Raw genomic sequence first — 3,412 nt, forward strand, 5'->3', positions numbered from 1 at the left:
AAGCATGAGTCTTGTTGACTGCAACTGCCTGTTCCTCGCGCATCTGAAAAGTCGCGTGGTGCGTTCCCGTCAAAACCCGGCCAGTGCGTAATTCAGTAATCGCTGTCATGACGTCCGCGACGGTGCAGCGCATCCACTCCAGGTTGTGATTCTCTACCCCTTTCGCCACGAGGCGAGCGCGCACATCGTGGTCTGTAAAGGGAGATCCGTCTTCCCTCTCAGCAGGCTCGCTTAGCAAGATGGTCGGAATAATCCCGGCAGTCTTTGTCTGTTCTTCAATGCGCTTCTGCACTGACCGGGTAGTCTGGCCCACTTTGATTAAACCTATGTGGGACGGGCTATCGATGGTGTAAGCATAAATCTTTAGACGCGCATCTGGTTTCGGAGCTAGAATCTCTGCGATCGTTTTCGTCATTATTTCGCTACTTCCATGGGACGAATAACCAACTCTATATAGTCACGCTCTTCGTCGGACAGGCCATACTTGTCGTATAGCTCAATGTCAGACCATTCGCGATCCCAGGTTTGCATCGGCACCCAGGAATACATGGGCTTAAGGGCGTCCTGAGTGATCTTCCGCAGTCCAACCAAGAACCTAAAGAATTTCGTTCGATAGTACGATTCAACGCTGTGTGCATCATCTTCATTGTCGACATAGAACGCTAAGAATGTCTGTGTCGCAGCCGCGGGCGGTGCAGCTAGCCAAGGTTTTCCGAGGACCGAGTCGGGAATTTTTTGCCCCCCATCGGATCCGGCTTTCGGGGCAAGGACCTTCCATTTGTCAATAAGATCAGAATTCTTTTTAATTATCGAGCGGGGTACGTAGCCAACTTTTCTCTTCCCGCCGCTTACCAGGTGCAAAGCGACGTCATCAGTCCGATTATTCGGGCGATGGTCCTTGAAATTGGTGGCGATACCGAACGGTGTATCTGCGGTAAGAATGTCGGTTATTGGGGTCTCATTGAACGAAAGTACTTTTCGTAGGATTTTGACCGCACGAGGATCGCGTACAAAGACGTCGAACTCATCAAGCTGACGGCTGGTAGACGACTGCTCATCACCCCGTACAATGGTTACATCACAGGGTCCTTTGTGCTCGGACGAGCTGAGGAAATAGCAAATTCCACCTTTGACTTCCACGCCAGGGAAGACCTCTCGCGATACCGGATAATCAACGAGCTTCATTAGGTGGCCCGAAGTGAGCATGTCTCTACGGAAGTTTCCCATACCCCGGCCACCAGCAAGCCAGCGCGACGGTATAACCATCGTCAGAAGCCTGGGTTCGAGTTTTTTCGCTTGCTCGACAAATAAGTGGTAGATAGACGAATCGCTGGACCCCCCTGCCCCGCCTGTCATCTGGTAGGGAGGGTTTCCGATCACGACGTCAAACCGCATATCTTCTCCGAACAGTTCTGCGACGAGTGCTTGGACATCGTCGGTATGGATAAACGCGTATGCGTGACTTTCAAGAGTTTGCTCGCGGTCGAACAACTGTTGTGGCGCGCGGCAATACCTGCATCTTCCGTTTGTATAGCGCTCGGTCGGTCTACCAATGGAGTCCGTCGAATATTCCAACTTGGTGCCGCCTACCCACACATGATCGATTCTTTCGAACCAAACGTTGCCCGCCTCGTTGTCGAACGATCTAGCGATAGAATGCTGGCTGTTTGCCGACTTAGAGCAATAGAGGCTACGGCGTGCCAGTAAGCTAGTCAGCTGTGTGATTGCCATGCCGAACACTTGCCGGGTGAGGATGTGATCCACCCGCTCTTCAAGATTTGGGATGCTGCTAGCTAAACCTTTTGTAAGCCGGGTAGTGATCTCGCGGAGAAAGACACCAGACTTAGTGAATGGATCGAGAAATGTGATTTCAGGGTTTGACCATATGGATTCGCCACCATTTGCGTCTGCCCAGGAAGTTGCCATATCGTCGAGCATTCGATTCGCGAGCTCAGGCGGGGTGAATACCTCGTCATTCGATAGGTTGGCAATGCAAGTGAGCACGTCAGGGTTGCGGCCCCCAAGTGCCACGCTGACTCGACTAGTCATTTTGCAGCCACCATTTCCGTCACGCTCATCGCTGGGTAACTTCTGGTCGGTTTGAATACTTCATGTTTGCCCAATTCGGCGAACAGCGTGTCTTCATCGCTGAAAGCACTCATACGGGTAAGGGTACCGAAGTTGAAGTCTCGCCGCTGGAATTTGCCTCTGCCGAGGTAGCCCCATTCGGCAAAGCTGATTGCGGAGCCGTTGGCGGTAAGCATTGTCATCGCATTGCCGTGGACAATGTTTTGGTTGAGCACATATTTGGCCGCCGAATATAGAGCGTCGTGGGAGTCTATCTCGAGATAATCTGCGAATATAGTAAGCATATTATCTCGGCATTCCGTGACATTGTCCTGTAGAAGTTCGATGCCGTATATGCACATGAGTCCATGAAGGGCGTAGTGTCGCCTCTCGAACTCGCTTGAATTGTATTTGTGCTCGACCGTTGTCAACTTTCGCAGGAGCACTTGAACCAGAAAATTCCCTGATCCGCAAGCTGGCTCAAGGAAGCGGGAATCGATTCGCTCGGACTCGTCTTTCACTAAGTCGAGCATCGACTGGACAATCCAGTCGGGTGTGTAAACTTCACCGTGGTCAGCGACTCGTTGCTTAGATTTGATCAGCGACACGCTCTAACCTCTCCTGATAGCGGCGTGAGCGGGTGCAACCGTTGCGGTTCAAGTGCTGAAGCCTGGCGAAGCGCCATGGCAGGGCTATCATTGCCGCGTCTTGATCGCGCGGACCACCGTTCGATTCCGGCTTGTAGGTTCATTGTTCCAAGCTTAGTGATCTTTGTGTCGCTGAGGGGCGTGCGGGGATATGGCTGATCTCTGAAGCTCGCTAGTGTTGGCCTCGTAAGGTCTGCGTAGTGGTTTCGCGGGCGGCGCGGTTTGCGTCGTGCCTAGCTTGGCTAAAGTTTTGAGTTCGATTCGTCATACGGTTTCTAGGACTGCGTAAAAGCTCTGTGAACTGGGCTTATTGTCAGTTTATTGCGGTCGCGGCTGTTCGTGCGGCGTCATTCGGGTGGGTGTCGGGTCGCAGTTTAGCACTGTGCACTACCTTGGTTCGGGGCTGTCGATGATTTCTGTGCGCTACCCGGTTTAGTTCGAGTGGGGCGAGGACTGGGGCACGAGGTGGCCCCAAGGCGCGGTTTCGCCTAGTCCCGCTGATTCACGGGGCGTGAGGACTGCTGAGGTTGCGTGGCCGGACGGTACGCAGATGCTTACAACGTGCTGCTCGCAGAGGCGGCATTAATCAAGGCAGCCGGAATCGATATGTCGGCTGTCGGTTTGACCGATGCTCTCCAAGCAGCCGAAGAGTAAAAGTCCTAGTGCACGAGTTAAGTGACATCTGATCTGGCTTGCCC

The 3,412-nt window shown here is 53.0% G+C and carries 3 protein-coding genes; all 3 read right to left on the reverse strand.

The window, feature by feature from the left end; all coding sequences use genetic code 11:
• Positions 1–415, reverse strand: a 415-nt coding sequence (locus H483_RS38565) for a GIY-YIG nuclease family protein (protein WP_193746855.1), incomplete at its 3' end; no start/stop codon positions are given.
• Positions 415–1,926, reverse strand: coding sequence for an Eco57I restriction-modification methylase domain-containing protein (locus H483_RS38570; RefSeq protein ID WP_238556255.1), 1,512 nt, complete (start codon positions 1,924–1,926; stop codon positions 415–417). The genes H483_RS38570 and H483_RS38565, both read right to left, overlap by 1 nt.
• Before the next feature lie 119 nt (positions 1,927–2,045).
• Positions 2,046–2,675, reverse strand: a complete 630-nt coding sequence (locus tag H483_RS38575; protein ID WP_081615138.1) for an N-6 DNA methylase — start codon at positions 2,673–2,675, stop codon at positions 2,046–2,048.
• Between the last annotated feature and the right edge of the window lie 737 nt (positions 2,676–3,412).

Source organism: Dietzia sp. UCD-THP, from assembly GCF_000349585.1.
Lineage (GTDB): Bacteria > Actinomycetota > Actinomycetes > Mycobacteriales > Mycobacteriaceae > Dietzia > Dietzia natronolimnaea_A.

Excerpts from the sequence above, each read along its gene's own strand:
- H483_RS38570 (WP_238556255.1), bottom strand. The coding sequence starts at position 1,926 with ATGGCAACTTCCTGGGCAGACGCAAATGGTGGCGAATCCATATGGTCA.